General features: G+C 70.9%; 18 protein-coding genes. 15 read left to right on the top strand and 3 right to left on the bottom strand.

The genetic code is table 11. The features are described 5' to 3' along the window. Positions 1 to 190: 190 nt before the first annotated feature. The 4 genes from ACIBP6_RS00250 to ACIBP6_RS00235 all read left to right on the top strand — a co-directional run bounded on the left by ACIBP6_RS00250 (position 191) and on the right by ACIBP6_RS00235 (position 3124). Positions 191 to 1048: an ABC transporter substrate-binding protein gene (locus ACIBP6_RS00250; RefSeq protein ID WP_397047264.1), complete on the top strand. Its 858-nt coding sequence runs from the start codon at positions 191 to 193 to the stop codon at positions 1046 to 1048. 3 nt (positions 1049 to 1051) lie between these two features. Then, a complete protein-coding gene (locus ACIBP6_RS00245) occupies positions 1052 to 1876 on the top strand; it encodes an amino acid ABC transporter permease (protein WP_397047262.1) in 825 nt (274 codons plus the stop codon). Then, entirely contained in the window at positions 1873 to 2616 is a 744-nt protein-coding gene (locus ACIBP6_RS00240; RefSeq protein ID WP_397047260.1) for an amino acid ABC transporter ATP-binding protein, read from the top strand. Before ACIBP6_RS00245 ends, ACIBP6_RS00240 begins: the two co-directional genes overlap by 4 nt. Before the next feature lie 82 nt (positions 2617 to 2698). Next, positions 2699 to 3124 carry a CGNR zinc finger domain-containing protein gene (locus tag ACIBP6_RS00235; RefSeq protein WP_397047258.1) on the top strand — a complete coding sequence of 142 codons (426 nt, stop codon included), beginning with the start codon at positions 2699 to 2701 and terminating at the stop codon, positions 3122 to 3124. A 6-nt stretch (positions 3125 to 3130) separates the two neighbouring features. Here the strand turns inward: ACIBP6_RS00235 and ACIBP6_RS00230 are convergent, their stop codons facing one another. Then, the gene (locus ACIBP6_RS00230; RefSeq protein ID WP_397047256.1) at positions 3131 to 3499 is read right to left on the bottom strand and encodes a S24 family peptidase; all 369 of its coding nucleotides are present in this window, start codon (positions 3497 to 3499) and stop codon (positions 3131 to 3133) included. A gap of 17 nt (positions 3500 to 3516) precedes the next feature. Between ACIBP6_RS00230 and sodN the strand changes: the two genes are divergently transcribed. The 3 genes from sodN to ACIBP6_RS00215 all read left to right on the top strand — a co-directional run bounded on the left by sodN (position 3517) and on the right by ACIBP6_RS00215 (position 5282). Beyond that, the gene (sodN, locus tag ACIBP6_RS00225; RefSeq protein ID WP_132619349.1) at positions 3517 to 3918 is read left to right on the top strand and encodes a superoxide dismutase, Ni; all 402 of its coding nucleotides are present in this window, start codon (positions 3517 to 3519) and stop codon (positions 3916 to 3918) included. Between the two features lie 129 nt (positions 3919 to 4047). Then, a complete protein-coding gene (locus tag ACIBP6_RS00220; protein ID WP_111181437.1) occupies positions 4048 to 4485 on the top strand; it encodes an ATP-binding protein in 438 nt (145 codons plus the stop codon). A 17-nt stretch (positions 4486 to 4502) separates the two neighbouring features. Further along, positions 4503 to 5282 carry an RNA polymerase sigma factor SigF gene (locus ACIBP6_RS00215; RefSeq protein WP_397047254.1) on the top strand — a complete coding sequence of 260 codons (780 nt, stop codon included), beginning with the start codon at positions 4503 to 4505 and terminating at the stop codon, positions 5280 to 5282. Here ACIBP6_RS00215 and ACIBP6_RS00210 read toward each other — a convergent pair whose 3' ends face one another. After that, positions 5283 to 5666, bottom strand: coding sequence for a hypothetical protein (locus ACIBP6_RS00210; RefSeq protein ID WP_132619347.1), 384 nt, complete (start codon positions 5664 to 5666; stop codon positions 5283 to 5285). 101 nt (positions 5667 to 5767) lie between these two features. On the opposite strand from ACIBP6_RS00210, the gene ACIBP6_RS00205 reads away from it, so the two are divergent. After that, on the top strand, positions 5768 to 6733 hold the full coding sequence (locus ACIBP6_RS00205; protein WP_132619345.1) for a diacylglycerol/lipid kinase family protein: 966 nt from the start codon (positions 5768 to 5770) through the stop codon (positions 6731 to 6733). A 281-nt stretch (positions 6734 to 7014) separates the two neighbouring features. Next, on the top strand, positions 7015 to 7269 hold the full coding sequence (locus ACIBP6_RS00200; protein WP_132619343.1) for a WhiB family transcriptional regulator: 255 nt from the start codon (positions 7015 to 7017) through the stop codon (positions 7267 to 7269). Positions 7270 to 7296: 27 nt separating this feature from the next. Here the strand turns inward: ACIBP6_RS00200 and ACIBP6_RS00195 are convergent, their stop codons facing one another. Then, a complete protein-coding gene (locus ACIBP6_RS00195) occupies positions 7297 to 8772 on the bottom strand; it encodes a histidine kinase N-terminal domain-containing protein (protein WP_397047251.1) in 1476 nt (491 codons plus the stop codon). A gap of 556 nt (positions 8773 to 9328) precedes the next feature. Here ACIBP6_RS00195 and ACIBP6_RS00190 point away from each other — a divergent pair. The 6 genes from ACIBP6_RS00190 (at position 9329) to ACIBP6_RS00165 (ending at position 15184) form a co-directional block, all read left to right on the top strand. Beyond that, a complete protein-coding gene (locus tag ACIBP6_RS00190; protein WP_111181432.1) occupies positions 9329 to 10048 on the top strand; it encodes a GntR family transcriptional regulator in 720 nt (239 codons plus the stop codon). Between the two features lie 25 nt (positions 10049 to 10073). After that, the gene (gene bioD, locus ACIBP6_RS00185; protein ID WP_397047249.1) at positions 10074 to 10790 is read left to right on the top strand and encodes a dethiobiotin synthase; all 717 of its coding nucleotides are present in this window, start codon (positions 10074 to 10076) and stop codon (positions 10788 to 10790) included. Positions 10791 to 10899: 109 nt separating this feature from the next. Further along, complete coding sequence (locus ACIBP6_RS00180; RefSeq protein WP_397047247.1) at positions 10900 to 12060, top strand: sensor histidine kinase; 1161 nt, start codon at positions 10900 to 10902, stop codon at positions 12058 to 12060. Beyond that, positions 12051 to 12707 (top strand): response regulator, encoded by a 657-nt coding sequence (locus ACIBP6_RS00175; protein WP_397047245.1) that lies wholly within the window; start codon positions 12051 to 12053, stop codon positions 12705 to 12707. Before ACIBP6_RS00180 ends, ACIBP6_RS00175 begins: the two co-directional genes overlap by 10 nt. Beyond that, entirely contained in the window at positions 12704 to 13486 is a 783-nt protein-coding gene (locus tag ACIBP6_RS00170; RefSeq protein ID WP_397047243.1) for a hypothetical protein, read from the top strand. The genes ACIBP6_RS00175 and ACIBP6_RS00170 overlap by 4 nt, the downstream gene beginning before the upstream one ends. 51 nt (positions 13487 to 13537) lie before the next feature. Beyond that, positions 13538 to 15184, top strand: a complete 1647-nt coding sequence (locus tag ACIBP6_RS00165) for an acetolactate synthase (protein WP_397047241.1) — start codon at positions 13538 to 13540, stop codon at positions 15182 to 15184. Positions 15185 to 15187 lie beyond the last annotated feature (3 nt).

Raw genomic sequence — 15187 nt, 5'->3', positions numbered from 1 at the left:
TCGCCGAGCGTCTCGTGAGGGGGGTTCGGGGGTCACCCGTCTCACGATTCTGCCATATACCGGTTCGGGAGCCAGACTGACGCCGTTCCGTTGACGCATCGTTAAAGGCCGGATGACAGACCGCAGCTAAACGGCCCTTAAACTGCACAAAACGCAAGTTTCCTGGCTTTTCACTTCGAGGAGGCCGTACATGGCCCTCAGCCCCAAGGGCCGCCGTGGTTTCACCGCCGGCGCGCTCGCTCTGACCGCCGCGCTCGCGCTGGCCGCCTGCGGCAGCGAGACCGGCACGAGCTCCGGCACGACCGGCGCGAGCGCGTCCGGCGCAGCGAGCGCGGCCAAGCTGGTGCAGCCCGGCAAGCTCACGGTCTGCACCAACATCCCGTACGAGCCGTTCCAGTTCAAGGACGACAGCGGCAAGATCGTCGGGTTCGACGTCGACGTCGTCGACCTGGCCGCGAAGAAGCTGGGCGTGACCCAGAACATCGTGGACATCGACTTCGCCGTGATCAAGAGCGGCGCGGCGATGGCGGCGAACAAGTGCGACGTCGCCGCCGCCGGCATGACGATCACCCCCGACCGCCAGAAGAACATCGACTTCTCCGTCCCCTACTTCGACGCCACGCAGGCGCTGCTCGCCAAGAAGGGCACCGGCGCCACGTCCCTCGACGACGTCAAGGCCAAGGGTCTCAAGCTGGGCGCCCAGGCCAGCACGACCGGCCTCGACTACGTCAAGAAGGCCGGCTTCGACCCCACCGAGTACGCCGACTCCGCCAAGGAGCTGCTGGCCCTGCAGGCCGGCCAGGCCGACGTGATCGTCCAGGACCTGCCCGTCGTCCTCACCTGGCTGAAGAAGCCTGAGGTCGCCGAGAAGTTCGAGATGATCGCCAGCCTCGACACCGGTGAGCAGTACGGCGTCGGCCTGAAGAAGAACGCCGACCCGGTCCTGCTCAAGACCATCAACGACGCCATCACCGAGGCCAAGTCCGATGGCACGTACGAGCAGATCTTCGTGAAGTGGTTCGGCAAGAAGCCCGGCGAGCTGGGCTGATCCATGGCCGACCCGAAGACGGCTGAGCCTGCCCGCGCCAGGCTCAGCCCGCGGAAGAAGCAGCGGATCAGCCGCGCCGTCCAGTACGTCGTCCTGGCCGCGGCGCTCGTCGCCGTGGTCATGTACGCCGACTGGGCCAGCCTGGCGGAGAACTTCGCCAAGGGTGAAGTGGCCTCCGAGGCGCTGCCCGAGCTGTTCACCGTCGCGCTGCGGAACACGATCATCTACGCCGTCGGCGGGTTCGTCTTCTCCTTCCTGTTCGGCCTGTTGCTGGCGCTCATGCGGCTCTCGCAGGTCCGGCCGTACCGGTGGATCGCGATCCTCTACATCGAGATCTTCCGCGGCCTGCCCGCGCTGCTGATCTTCCTGTTGATCACGTTCCTGCCGCTCGCGCTGCCCGGCTTCCAGGTCCCCGGCGGCACGTACGGGCAGGGCATCCTGGGGCTCGGCCTGGTGGGCGCGGCCTACCAGGCGGAGGTGTTCCGCGCGGGCCTGCAGGCCGTGCCGAAGGGGCAGGTCGAGGCCGCGCGGTCGCTGGGCATGTCGGCGACCAGGGCACAGATCACCGTCGTGATCCCCCAGGCGATCCGCATGGTCATCCCGCCGACCACCAACCAGTTCGTCGCCCTGCTCAAGGACTCGTCGCTGGTGCTGTTCCTCGGCGTCTCCGGCGAGTACGTCGAGCTGGCCAAGTTCGGCAACGACCTGGCCTCCCAGTACGCCAACGCCACACCCATCATGGTGGCGGGCCTGACGTACCTGATCGTCACGATCCCGCTGGGCTACCTCGCGTCCCGGCTGGAGGGACGTAAGGGGAGGACACGATGACGCACGCCATCCAACTGCAAGACCTGCACAAACACTTCGGCAAGAACGAGGTGCTCAAGGGCATCGACATGACCGTCGAGCCCGGCCAGGTGGTCTGCGTCATCGGCCCGTCGGGCTCGGGCAAGTCCACCCTGCTGCGCTGCGTCAACCTGCTGGAGCAGCCGACCCGGGGCAAGGTGTTCGTCCAGGGCGTCGAGGTGACCGACCCCGACGTCGACATCGACGCCGTACGCCGGCACATCGGCATGGTCTTCCAGCAGTTCAACCTCTTCCCCCACATGACCGTGCTGCAGAACGTCATGATCGCCCAGCAGCGGGTGCTCGGGCGGAGCAAGCGCGAGGCCGAGGTCATCGCCCGCGAGAACCTCGACAAGGTGGGCGTGGGGGCCAAGTGCGACGCGCTGCCCGGTCAGCTCTCGGGCGGCCAGCAGCAGCGTGTGGCGATCGCCAGGGCCCTGGCGATGAGCCCGGGGCTGATGCTCTTCGACGAGCCCACCTCGGCGCTCGACCCCGAGCTGGTCGGCGACGTGCTCACCGTCATGCGCAAGCTGGCCGAGGAGGGCATGACCATGCTGGTGGTCACCCACGAGATGGGCTTCGCCCGCGAGGTGGCCGACCGCGTGGTCTTCATGGACGGCGGCGTCGTCGTCGAGGACGGCCCGCCGGCCCAGGTCATCGGCGAGCCCGAGCAGGATCGCACCCGCGCCTTCCTGCACCGCGTCCTGCACCCCGAGGACTGACCCCCGGCGGGGCCGCCCGGACGGGCGCGCCCCGCCGCGTCGGGACCGCGCACCGGCACCTGGTCTGGTGTAATACTCGAGCATGGACCTCACCTCTTACGCCGAGTGGGCGGTGCGGCTGGTGAACGATCCGCGGCCGCCCCAGGGGCTGAGGCGGTTGCGCGACGAGCTGGCCGCGGTGTTCGACGCCGCGGGTGACGACCGGGCCGTGGCCGAGCGCCTGAACGCCCTGCTCGGGCGCTATCCCGTACGCCCCCAGCTGTCCGATCACGACGGCCACGACTGGCACCTGCACCTGGCCGAGGACCCGGCCGCGACCGCTGTGATGGGCCTGGCCGCCGTCGTCGCCGAGCACGGTGTCGACCGGCTCGGCCGCTGCCGGGAGCCGCACTGCTTGCAGGCGTTCCTCGACACCTCCTCCAACCGCTCCCGCCGCTACTGCTCGGCCCGCTGCGCCAGCCGCGCGAACGTGGCCGCCTTCCGCGCCCGCCGCAGGAACGCCTCCTGACGCCGGCTAGCGCCGACCGCGCATCAGGGGCCAGTAGCGCAGGACCACGCGGCCCACGATGTCGCTGACCGGGCCGAAATCCCAGCTGTCGCGGCGCCCGCTGGCCCGCTGGTTGTCGCTCTCCAGCCACCAGCCGTCCTCGCTGCGCCACTGCGCCCGCTTGACGATGAGCCGATCAGGATCGCCGGGCAGCCTGGCCACCACGAGGTCACCCGGGTGCACGGCCGCGCCCCGGCGCACGAGAAGCCAGTCGCCGGGCTCCAGCGCCGGACGCATCGATTCGCCCTCGACACGGACTCTCATGGGCCGTGGCCCCCTCCTCCGCAGGCATCGGGACACGAGTAAGGTCGGTTGTGGACCAAGCTGATTCAGCATCAAGGAAGGACTTTCTGATGCTCGCACGACTGCTACGACCCAAGCATGTCGCATCCGCCCATTGCGACCTGCCGTGCGGGGTCTACGACCCCGCCCAGGCCCGCATCGAGGCGGAGTCGGTCAAGGCGATCATGGAGAAGTACGCGGCCAACGAGGACCCGGTCTACCGCACCCGCGCGCTGATCATCAAGGAGCAGCGCGCGGAGCTGGTCAAGCACCACCTGTGGGTGCTCTGGACCGACTACTTCAAGCCGCCGCACCTGGAGAAGTACCCCCAGCTGCACCAGCTCTTCTGGGACGCCACCAAGCTCGCCGGCGCCGCCGGCGCCAAGGGCACGGTCGACGGCTCCCAGGCCGACGCGCTCCTGGCCAAGATCGACGAGATCTCCAAGATCTTCTGGGAGACCAAGGCAGCCTAAAACGGCCCATAAGGCTCTGTGCGGCCACCGGGCCGCACAGAGCCTTTTCCGTTGATGGCGCGTCTGAATCGTCCAAGCACCTCTCAGGGGCGGTAAGTTGCAGTCAGCGTCAGATACGCGAGGAGGAACGTGACCGAGGAAACCGAGACGCGCGCGGAGGGCGTGACGGGCATCCGCGACGTGGTGAGCATCAGGCTCCCCGCTGCGAGCGCCTACCTGTCTGTGCTGCGTACGGCTACCGCCGGCTTGGCGGCGCGGCTTGACTTCACCCTGGACGAGATCGAAGACCTGAGGATCGCGGTCGACGAGGCATGCGCCATGCTGCTCAGCGAGGCGGTGCCGGGCACCGACCTGACCGCGGAGTTCGAGCTGACGGGGCAGGAGATGCAGGTCCGGGTGGAGGTGGCGACGGTCGGCAGCTCGGCGCCCAAGCGTGACGACTTCGCCTGGATGGTGCTGACCGCCCTGGCCGACGACGTCGACGCGGTGAGCGACACTCCCGATCGCATGGCGATCGTCCTGCGCAAGCGCCGAGGCGCGGCCCAGAAATCGGCGGGGCCGGCGTGACGGAAAGGACTGGAGCCATGGCCACCAGCGAACACGCCGTGCCCGACAGGGTGCGCGCCCGTCAGCTTTTCGCCGAGCTGGCCGAGCTGGGCCCCGAGGAGCCGCGTCGTCAGCGCATCAGGGACGAGCTGGTCGAGCTTCACCTCCCCCTGGTCGAATACCTGGCTCGCCGATTCCGCAACAGGGGCGAGTGGCTCGACGACCTCACCCAGGTCGCCACCATCGGTCTGATCAAGTCCATCGACCGCTTCGACCTCAACCGCGGCGTGGAGTTCTCCACGTACGCGACGCCGACCATCGTCGGTGAGATCAAGCGGCACTTCCGCGACAAGGGCTGGGCGGTGCGGGTGCCGCGCCGTCTGCAGGAGCTCAAGCTCTCGCTCACCAAGGCGATCAGCGACCTGTCGCAGCGCGAGGGGCGCGCGCCGACGGTGGCGGAGCTGGCCACCTACCTGAAGATGACCGAGGAGGAGGTGCTCGAGGGCCTGGAGTCGGCCAACGCCTACTCCACCGTGTCACTCGACGCGCCCGACTCCGGTGACGACGACGCCCCCGCGGTGTCCGACTCGCTCGGCATCGTGGACGAGTCGCTCGAGGGCGTCGAATACCGCGAATCGCTCAAGCCGCTGCTCGAACGGCTGCCGCCGCGCGAGAAGCGCATCCTGCTGCTGCGGTTCTTCGGCAACATGACGCAGTCGCAGATCGCCACCGAGCTGGGCATCTCACAGATGCACGTCTCGCGGCTGCTCGCCCGCACCCTCGCGCAGCTGCGCGAGGGCCTGACGGCCGAAGACTAGTCAGCCGTCGCCGTAGAGTGCGTGGGTGGTGGGGGGAGCGAGGAGTGTCGCGATTCCCGCCACGGCGACGACGGCCAGCGGGATGCCGAGCTGCGGCACGCCTGACTGGATGAGCGTGTAGGCGACGGGGAGCAGGAAGATCTGCGCCAGCACGGCCGGTGACCTGCCCCATCGCTGCGTCCGGAACAACCCGCCGCCGGCGACCCAGAGCAGCCCGGCGCCGACCAGCAGCGCGAACACCGCCTCCGCCAGCGCGGTCGACAGGTCGACGGGCGTGCCGGTCAGCGCCTCCACGGCGGCGAAGACGCCCAGCCCGGCGGCGACCAGGCCCTCCAGGGCGACGACCGCGGTGGCGATGAGGAGACTGAGCGGGCGACCGTTCACGTCCGTACCCTACCGCCAGGCTCCCGCGGTCAGAGAAACAGGCGAAAAAATGGGACGTTAGGCCCATAAGGCACAGCACATCGACCGGCTACGCTGGCGCTATGCGCGCAATGCTGCTGGTCAACCCCAAGGCCACGACCACGAACGCCCGCACGCGTGACGTGCTGATTCGCGCGTTCGGCGCGGCCGTGGAGCTCGCCGTCGAGGAGACCCGCTACCGCGGGCACGCCGCCCGGCTGGCGGCGACGGCGCGGGCCAAGGGCTACGACGTGGTGGCGGTGCTCGGCGGCGACGGGACGATCAACGAGACGGTCAACGGACTGCTCAACCCGGTGGGCGGCGGCGAGGCCCAGCATCTCGCCGACCCGAGCTCCGGGCGGCCGTGGCTGGTGGTGATCCCCGGCGGCAGCGCGAACGTCTTCGCCCGCGCTCTCGGGCTGCCCAACGACCCGGTGGAGTCGACCGGCGTGGTGCTGGAGGCGCTCAGGGAGGGCCGCCGGCGTACGGTCGGCCTGGGCCAGGCGCTGTGGGAGGGGCAGAGCAGGTATTTCACGTTCTGCTCGGGCATGGGATACGACGCCGAGGTTGTACGGGCCGTGGAGGGCCTCAGAGGCTCGGGGCGTAAAGCTACCCCGGCCCGGTATGTGAACACGGCTCTGCGGCACTATCTGGCCACGGACAAGCGGCATCCGGCGATGACCCTGACCGGTCCCGGCATTCCCAGGGCCCGCGGGCTCTTCATGGCGATCATCTCCAACACCTCGCCGTGGACGTACGTCGGCCCGCGCCCCGTGCGCCCCACGCCGTGGGCCGGTTTCGAGACGGGGCTCGACCTGCTCGGGCTGCGCCGCATGGGGCCGCTCGCGCTCGCGCCGGTGATCCGGCACATCCTCACCGAGAGTGACGCGCTTCCCTCCGGCCGGCACCTCGTTCAGCTGCACGACGAGGCCGAGTTCACGCTCACGGCCGACCGTCCCGTGGCCTTCCAGCTGGACGGGGACTACCTAGGGGAACGCGAAACCGTAACATTTCGGTCTACACCGAACGCGTTACAAGTTTTGGTCTAGCTGGTTACATTCGGTCATTGTGTGACGCATCCGACATCCATAAGGGGCAAAACTTCGCGCCAACCCCCTTGCGTGCACTCTGCGTGGCTGACAGTCTCATCGTGGACGTCGGAACGTAGGACCTTTAACAAACCCATAAGGGCCCTACCGTCGCTCCGTGGACAAGCCCCCGTGTCCTCATCAAGGACGCGGGTAATTGTTCGCCATGGTTAGTGAAACCTTTCACAAAGTAGTAGCCGTACGGAGCCGACCAGAGGCTCCATCTACTAAGGAGTGGACGCATGGACTGGCGCCACCGAGCTGCCTGCCGTGACGTGGACCCCGAGCTGTTCTTCCCGATCGGCAACTCCGGCCCCGCCCTCATGCAGATCGAAGAGGCCAAGCAGGTCTGTCGGTCCTGCTCGGCGGTCGAGGCCTGCCTGAAGTGGGCGCTGGAGTCCGGACAGGACGCCGGCGTCTGGGGCGGTCTCAGCGAAGACGAGCGCCGGGCGCTCAAGCGCCGCTCCGCCCGGGCCCGCGCGCGCCTCACCGCCTGACCGCGGGCGCGCGTCACACCCCCCGGTTCAGCCAGGCGGGAGCGGAAGCGGGATGGACAGCACGGCCTCGGTGCCGCCCCGCAGGCGCGGCTCGATCGTGAGCCGGCCCGACAGCTCTCCCTCCACCAGCGTGCGCACGATCTGCAACCCCAGGCTGGTGGAACCGTCGAGCTCGAAGCCCGCCGGAAGCCCCTGACCGTCGTCCCAGACGGTGACGTTCAGCCGGTCGAGCTGCGCCTCGACGACGACCTCCAGCCGCTTGGGCCGCCCGTGCTGCAGCGCGTTCTGCAGCAGCTCGGTGAGCGCCATGGCCAGCGGCGTGGCGATGAGCGAGGGCAGCACGCCGAACTCCCCGACCCGACGGGGCGTCACCGCCACCTCGGGTGAGGACACCTCCCCCGCCATCGCGATCACGCGGTCGGCGATCTCGTCGAAGTTCACGAACTCCTCGGGCGCGTGGGACAACGTCTCGTGCACGATCGCGATCGAGCCGACCCGGCGTACGGCCTCCTCCAGCGCCTCGCGGCCCTCCGGGACCCGCAGCCGTCTGGCCTGGAGCCGGAGCAGGGCGGCCACGGTCTGCAGGTTGTTCTTGACCCGGTGGTGGATCTCGCGGATGGTGGCGTCCTTCGTCATCAGCTCGCGCTCGCGCCGGCGCAGCTCGGTGACGTCTCTGATGAGCACCAGCGCGCCGATCCGGCCGCCGCCCACGATCAGCGGGATCGCCCGCAGCTGCACGATGGTGCCGCCGGACTCGACCTCCGTCTCCTTGGCCGCGCGCCCGCTGGCCACGATCATCAGGTCTTCGTTGATCGGCTCGTCCGAGTAGCACAGCGCGGCGGTCACCCGGCCCAGCTCGGCGCCGACCAAGTCGGCGTGCAGGCCGAGCCGCCGGTAGGCGGACAGGGCGTTCGGGGAGGCGTACGTCACCCGGCCGGCCCGGTCGAGCCGGAGCAGCCCGTCGCCGACGCGCGGCGAGCGGACCAGGATCGGCTCCTCCCCCGAGAACGGGAAACGGCCCTCGGCCACCATCTGCGCCAGATCGGAGGCGCTCTGCAGGTAGGTCAGCTCCAGCCGGGACGGTGTGCGCGCCGACGACAGGTTCGTGGAGCGCTGGATGACGCCCAGGAAGCGGCCCTCGCCGCCCTCGACCGCCCGGCGCACCGGGATGGTCTCCTCCCTGACCGGCACGCCCGTGGACCAGTCGGGGTCGCCCTCGCGGCAGATGCGGCGTTCGTTCCAGGCCGTGTCGATGAGGTGGCGCTCGCCCTTGGCGACGACGGTGCCGACGACGTCGTCGTGGTAGACGGTCGGGCCGGTCGTCGGGCGCATCTGCGCGATCGCGATCCAGCCGGACTCGCCCAGCAGCGGAGCCCACAGGATGAGGTCGGCGAAGGACAGGTCGGCCAGCAGCTGCCAGTCGGAGACCAGCGAGTGCAGCCAGTCGAGATCGGCCTCGTCAAGTGTGGTGTGGCGGGCCACGAGGTCGCTGAGAGTCGGCACGACTGCATCATGCGTGCTTTTGCCCGTGACAACCAAACCGACCCCCTGCCGGGCGCGTACGTCCGGTCGCATACGGGACAGGCGTCCGGAGTCGCCCCGACATGGGCATAACTCCGTAGAAGGCGGGCGCACGGCCACGCGCTCGCACAGTGAAGACAGGACGGGCACAGATCCGGCCCACACACGGCGCAGACCCAGCACCGTGCAGGCAAACAGACATTTGCTGAAATCTCATAATGTGAGAACCGTCACACGTCGCAGGCGCCCGCCTCCTCGGCACGGCGGCCCGCGGCCTGCGGGAGGTGATCCACACGGGCGGGTGCTCTCTCCGCGACACGACGCGTCACCGGACCTCGGTTACGACGTTGCCGGCCGCTGCGGATATCCTTCTCCATCAACCTGAGCTGCCCGGAGCCGCGCGTGCCCACGCCCGTACGCGACCGGCGCCGGTGAGCCGCCTGCGCCCGCGGTTGACCGCTCGGGCGAAAGTGAGTTCCGATGATCTCGCGGTGACCAGACACGCCCTCACCGCCGTGGCAGAAGTGAAGGTGAGCGCGTGACAGACGACGGCCCCCGCGTTCCGAAGTACTACGACGTGAAACGCAGCCTGCTCGAGCTCACCAAGAGCCTGCCGCCCGGCACGGCGCTGCCGCCCGAGCGCACGCTCGCCGTACGGTTCGAGACCTCCCGCACGACGGTCAGGCAGGCGCTGACCGAGCTGGTCGTCGAGGGACGGCTGCTGCGCATCCAGGGCAAGGGCACGTTCGTGGCCCAGCCGAAGGTGGCCCAGGTGCTCCAGCTCACCTCCTACATCGGCGACCTGCGCACGGCCGGCCTGGAGCCGGACACCAAGATCCTCGACATCGGTTACATCACCGCCGACGAGGCGCTCGCGCGGCGGCTGGCCATCAACCCCGGCGGCCGCGTGCTGCGCATCCACCGCCTCCGGCTGGCCAACGGCGAGCCCGTCTCGATCGACACCACCCACCTGTCCGCCCGCCGCTTCCCCCGGCTGCGGCGCGAGCTGGAGGTGCACTCGTCGCTGTACGAGACGCTGCACAACGCCTACAACGTGCGGCTGACGGACGCCGAGGAGATCATCGAGACCGTGCTGGCGACGCCGTACGACGCCAAGGCCCTCGGTGTCGACGTCGGCCTGCCGATGCTGCTGCTCACCCGGCACGCCTTCGACGCCGACGGCAACCCCGTCGAGTGGGCGCAGTCGCTCTACCGCGGCGACCGCTACAAGTTCGTCACGCGCCTGCGCCGTCCGTAGCGGCCGTCGCTTCTACGCTGGGGCCATGAGCGTTCTGGTCGTCGCGGGGACCGACGGCGGCGTGGGCAAGACCGTGGTGACGGCGGCGGTGGTGGCGCTCGCGCTGCGGCGAGGGTCCACGGCGGCCGTGGTCAAGCCCGCCCAGACGGGGGTGGCGGCCGGCGAGCCCGGCGACGTCGACCAGGTGATCCGGCTGTCCGGGGCGGCCACCACGTTCGAGCTGGGGCGCTTCCCCGAGCCGTTGTCGCCCGCCGCGGCCGCGCGGGCCGCCGGGATGCCGCCCGTGTCGCTGGCGGGGGCCGCCGTGCTGGTGCGGGAGCTGGCCGAGAGCCACCGGCTGGTGGTCGTGGAGGGCACCGGCGGGCTGCTCGAACGCTACGACGACGACGGCGCCACCATCGCCGACCTGGCCCGGTCGCTGCAGGCTCAGGTGCTCGTGGTCGTACGCGCCGGGTGCGGCGCCGTCAACCAGACGGCGCTGACCCTGGAGGCGCTCGCGCACCGGGGGCTCGACCTGGCGGGCATCGTGATCGGGCGGTGGCCGCAGGCGCCGGGGCTCGCCGAGCGGAGCAGCGTGGCCGACCTGGAGATGCTGGCCGCCCGGCCGCTCGCCGGGGCCCTGCCGGACGGCGCCGGGCGGCTCGCGGCGCCGGAGTTCGCCGAAGCGGCCCGCGAGGGGCTGTCCGCCACGCTCGGGGGCGTGTTCGACCCCATCGCCTTCCGCCACCACCACACCCTCTGACCGGCCAGGAGCTCCCGTACAGGGCCGCGGGGGGTGGGGCTGGCTCCACCCCCCGGTGGCACACCAGCCCCATTTCCTCCACACTGGCCGGATCAATACCGTTACTGGCATGAAAGTCCCCCGTCCCTGGTCGGCACGGACCTGGCTCGACACGGCCCACGTGGTGACCGGCCTGCCGGTCGGTGTGCTGCTCGGCGGGCTCACGCTCGCGCTGGCCGTGGCGCCGCCCGTGCTGCGCCGGGCCGTGCCGCGGTTCACGGGGGTGCAGCGGTCGCGGTTCGACGCCTTCCTCGGCGTCCGCATCCCGCCCGTGCCCGGCCCCGCGGACTGGCGCAGCCCGTCGATGTGGCGGCAGATCGGCTACCACGTGCTGTCGCCGGTCGTGAGCGCCGCGGGGACGTTCCTGGTCGCGGTGGTGTGGGGCGGGGCGGTGGTGGGCCTGCTGGCGTTCCTGCCGCCGCAGCTGCACCGGCCGCCGATGGAGTTCCCGCTCGACCTGAGGGACAACCGGGTGCTGGCCGTGTTCATGGCGGTGGGGCTGGTGCTGCTGCTGCTCGCGCCCGTGCTCGCGCGCGGCATGGCGGCGCTGGACCTGTCGGTGGCCCGTACGCTCCTCGGCCCCAGCCGCGACGAGCTGGACCGGCGCATCGAGACGCTGCGGGAGAGCAGGGCCGGAGTGATCGACGCGACCGACGCGGAACGCCGCAGGATCGAACGCGACCTGCACGACGGCGCCCAGCAGCGGCTGGTGTCGCTCGCCATGAACCTCGGCCTGGCCAGGGCCACCCTGACCGACCTGCCGGAGCCCGCCCGCAAGGCCATCGAGCAGGCGCACGAGGAGGCCAAGCAGGCGCTCAAGGAGCTGCGCGACTTCGTCCGCGGCCTGCACCCGGCCGTGCTCAACGACCAGGGCCTGGACGCGGCGCTGTCCGGCGTCGCGGCCCGTGCCCCCTTCCCCGTGAAGTTGCGCGTCGACATCGAGCGGCGCGTCACTCCGACCATCGAGGCGGTGGCCTTCTTCATCGTGTCCGAAGCACTGACCAACATCGCCAAGCACGCCGCGGCCACCCGGGCCGAGGTGACCGTGCGGCGCGAGGGCGACCGGCTGCGCCTGCTCGTGTACGACGACGGCTGCGGCGGCGCCCGGATGGACGGCGGCACCGGCCTGCGCGGCCTGGGCCAGCGGATCGACTCCGTGGACGGGACGCTGCGCCTGTCCAGCCCGCTGGGCGGCCCGACGACGATCGAGGTGGAACTGCCGTGCGAGTAGTGCTCGCGGAGGACTCCGTCCTGCTGCGCGAGGGCCTGATCCGGCTCTTCGACGCCGCGGACATGGAGGTCGTGGCGGCCGTCAGCGACGCCGAGGGGCTGCTGCGCGCGGCCGAGGAGCACCGTCCCGAGCTGGTCGTCACCGACGTGCGGATGCCGCCCACGCACACCGACGAGGGCCTGCGGGCCGCGCTGGTGCTGCGCCGCCGGCTGCCGGGCCTGGCCGTGCTGGTGCTCTCGCAGTACGTCGAGGAGCGTTACGCCGCCCAGCTGCTCGCCTCGGCCGCGACCGGCGGCGTCGGCTACCTGCTGAAGGACCGGGTGGCCGACGTGGCGGAGTTCTTCGACGCGCTGCGCCGGGTGGCCGCCGGGGGCACGGCGCTCGACCCCGAGGTGGTGGCCCAGCTCCTGCTGCGCGGCGACAGCGACCCGCTCGAACGGCTGACGCCCCGCGAGCTCGAGGTGCTCCAGCTGATGGCCGAGGGCCGTTCCAACGCCGGCATCGGCCAGGCGCTCGTCCTCAGCGAGGGGGCGGTGGGCAAGCACATCGGCAACATCTTCGCCAAGCTCGACCTGGCGCCGGCCGAGGGCGACCACCGCCGGGTGCTCGCCGTGCTGCAGTTCCTCAGGATCAGGAGCCTGCCGTGAGGACGCTGTGGCTGGCCGCCGGGGCCGTGCTGACGACGATCGCGCTCGTGACGTCCACGGCGGTCCTCTGGTCCGGGCTCGCCGGCGCCAGGACGCCCCACGACGCCACACTCCGTTCCATCCCGTTCGCCCACGAGCAGGTGCGGATCACCATGGGCAGGGGCGACATGAGTCTGTCCATCGTCTCGGGGCGGGCCGGCGAGCTGATGATCGGCCGCTCCCTGCGTTGGTCGCGCAACCGGCCGACGGTGACCGAGGACTGGGACGAGCGGACGGCCACCCTGCGCCTCCAGGCCGTCTGCCCTGGCTCCGACCAGCTGACCGGCCCGGTCTGCCGCGCCGACTACGTGGTCAGCGTCCCGCCGGAGACCGACGTCGAGGCGAGCACGTCACGTGGCGACCTGCTCGTGAGCGACCTGTTCGGCAGCGTGCGGCTGACGTCGGTCTCCGGCAACGTGCACACCATGGACCTCGCGGGGCCCCTGCGGGTGCGGTCCGGCACCGGCGACGTCCGCGCCGAGCGGCTCGCCGGCGGCGAGGCCGACGTGGAGACGGGAGCCGGGATCGTGGACCTGGACTTCATGGAGCCGCCCGACACGGTCAGGGCCGTGGTGCGGACGCGCGGCGCCGTCACCGTGCGGACGCCCGCCGTCGCCTACGACGTGGACGTGGCGGCCGCCCACAGCGACGTGGACGTCGAACGGGACGGACGATCGCCGCGGAAGATCACCCTACGGGCGCCCGAGGGCAACGTCTCGCTGTCGTCGTGCTGCCGGTGATGCCGTGCCCAAAGTCTGTTTACCGGTGTGACTCGTTGGTAAGTTCCCGGCATGGAGTCTGCGAAGCACGCCGGTGACGCCGCCGTCGCCGTGTCCAAGGCCTATGGCGTCGAGACCATGTTCACCCTGTCGGGAGGGCATGTCTTCCCGCTCTACGACGGCGCGGTCCACGAGGGCATGCGCATCCTCGACGTACGCCATGAGCAGAGCGCGGTCTTCGCCGCCGAGGCGACCGCCCGGCTGACCAGGAAACCCGGCCTGGCCGTGCTCACCGCCGGGCCCGGCATCACCAACGGCGTCAGCGGCGTCGCGACCGCCCACTTCAACGGCTCCCCGGTGGTCGTCCTGGGCGGGCGGGCGCCGCAGTCGCGCTGGGGCAGCGGCGCCCTGCAGGAGATGGACCACCCGCCGCTGCTGGAGCCGATCACCAAGCTGGCGTTCACCGCCGCCGGCGCCGAGTCCGTCGGCCAGGACGTCGAGTCGGCCTTCCGCACGGCGCTCGCGCCCCACCGCGGCCCCGTCTTCCTCGACTTCTTCATGGACCACCTGTTCTCCCCGTCGCCCGTCCACGAGGTGCGCACGCAGTCCCCGTCGCCGCTGGAGCCCGACCCCGACGACCTGGCCGCCGTCGCCCGCCTGATCGCCGAGGCCGAGCGTCCGGTCGTCGTCTACGGCTCGGACGTGTGGATGGACCGCGCCGAGGAGGCCGCCCGCGACTTCGCCGAGACCTGGCGGCTGCCGGTCGTCCCCAACGGCCAGGGCCGCGGCATCCTGCCGTCCGGCCACGAGCTGCTCGTCACCCGGGCCCGCGGCCTCGCCTTCGGCCAGGCCGACCTGGTGATCGTGGTCGGCACGCCGCTCGACTTCCGCCTCGGCTACGGCTGGTTCGGCGGCAAGGAGGGCGCCCCGCTGGCCAAGGTCGTGCACATCGTCGACGCGCCCTCGCAGCTGGCCACCCACATGCAGCCGGCCGCCTCAGCCGCGGGCGACCTGTCGGTGGTGCTCTGGAGCCTCGGCAGTGCCTGCGCCGACGCGGGGGTCAAGCCCGACAAGTACGCCTCCTGGGCGTCGAAACTGTCCGAGGCGGCCGCCGCGGCCATCGCCGGCGACGCCGACCTGCTGGCCGCCGACTCCGACCCGATCCACCCCATGCGCGTGTACGGCGAGCTGGCCAAGGTGCTGGACGACGACGCCGTGGTGATCGGCGACGGCGGCGACTTCGTCTCCTACGCCGGCAAGTACGTCGAGCCGAAGCAGCCGGGCAACTGGCTCGACCCGGGCCCGTACGGCTGTCTCGGCACCGGCCTGGGCTACTCCATCGCCGCCCGCCTGGCCCGGCCCTCGTCGCAGGTCGTGCTGCTGCTCGGCGACGGCGCCGCAGGCTTCTCCCTGATGGACGTCGACACCCTGGTCCGCCACCGCCTCCCGGTCGTCATGGTCTGCGGCAACAACGGCATCTGGGGCCTGGAGAAGCACCCCATGCAGCTGTTGTACGGCTACGACGTGGCCGCCGAGCTGCAGCCGCACTGCCGTTACGACCAGGTGGTGACCGCGCTGGGCGGCGGCGGCGAGCTCGTCACCGAGCCGTCGGAGATCGGCCCGGCGCTGCGCAGGGCGTTCGACTCCGGCATCCCGTACATGGTGAACATCGCGACCGACCCGCAGGTCGCCTACCCCCGCAACACGACGGGGGTGTGACGG

The organism is Nonomuraea terrae, from assembly GCF_044465245.1.
Classification (GTDB): domain Bacteria; phylum Actinomycetota; class Actinomycetes; order Streptosporangiales; family Streptosporangiaceae; genus Nonomuraea; species Nonomuraea terrae.
The sequence above is the reverse complement of the archived record's forward strand: the minus strand, read 5'-3'. Positions and strand labels throughout refer to the sequence as shown.